Consider the following 1,072-nt stretch of genomic DNA (forward strand, 5'->3'; position numbering starts at 1 on the left):
CGCTGGCCCTCGGGGCGTACCTGGTCGAGCAGCGCGGTGACCTGCGGCATGAACCCCATGTCGGCCATCTGGTCGGCCTCGTCGAGGACGGTGATGGCCACCTGGTCGAGTCGGCAGTCACCGCGGTCGATGAGGTCCTTCAGCCTGCCCGGCGTGGCGACGACGACCTCGGCGCCTGCGCGCAGCGCTCCGGCCTGCCGCCCGATGGGCATCCCGCCGACGACCGTGGCCAGCCGCAGCTTGATCGAGCGGGCGTACGGGGTGAGGGCGTCGGTGACCTGCTGGGCCAGCTCGCGGGTCGGTACGAGGATCAGCGCGAGCGGCTCGCGGGGCTCGGCGCGTCGGCCGGCCGTACGGGCCAGCAGGGCGAGTCCGAAGGCCAGGGTCTTGCCGGAGCCGGTCCGCCCGCGGCCGAGCACGTCGCGGCCGGCCAGGGAGTTCGGCAGGGTCGCGCCCTGGATCGGGAACGGTACGGTCACGCCCTGCGCGGTCAGTGCGGCGAGCAGTTCCACGGGCATGGCGAGGTCGGCGAAGGCCTCGACGGGGGGCAGCGCGGGGGTGATGGTCTTGGGCAGGGCGAACTCGCCCTGCATCGCGGCGGGGCGGCGGCCGTAGCCGCCCGAGCGGCTCGGGCCCCCGGAACGGCTGGGGCCACCGGAACGGCTGGGGGCAGAGCCGCCGAAGCGGCCGCCGCTCTGGCCTGACCCGGCCGTGCCGTTGCGTGTGCGGGCGAATCGGTCGTTCGTGCGCGTGCGGTTCATGCGGAACCTTCCTCGATACGGCGCATATCAAGGAATTCCCGCAGGCGTGCACTGCGCGGAGAATTGCAAGAAACGGGCCGAATGACAATACGAAGCGAACCTGCCCGGCCGAATATCCTGGCGGGTACAGGTACTGAAAAGTGGGTGACGCCGTCCGTCAGGGCGCGCAGCCCGGCGTATCAGCGGGGCGGGATCCGCGTACGAAGGTCTGCGGATTCCTCGGCGCGGCACCCGCGGCTGGGACGGGCGGCACCGAGGGCGGGACGGGGCGGGTCGAAAAATGCGTGCAGCTGGGGCCCGCACCCCGAAGG

1 protein-coding gene is annotated in these 1,072 nt (G+C 72.7%); it reads right to left on the minus strand.

Annotated elements, in window-relative coordinates:
• The coding region (locus ACWGIU_RS38375; RefSeq protein ID WP_453712779.1) for a DEAD/DEAH box helicase at positions 1-761 on the minus strand (761 nt) is incomplete at its 3' end.
• Between the last annotated feature and the right edge of the window lie 311 nt (positions 762-1,072).

Source organism: Streptomyces sp. NPDC054840, from assembly GCF_053611065.1.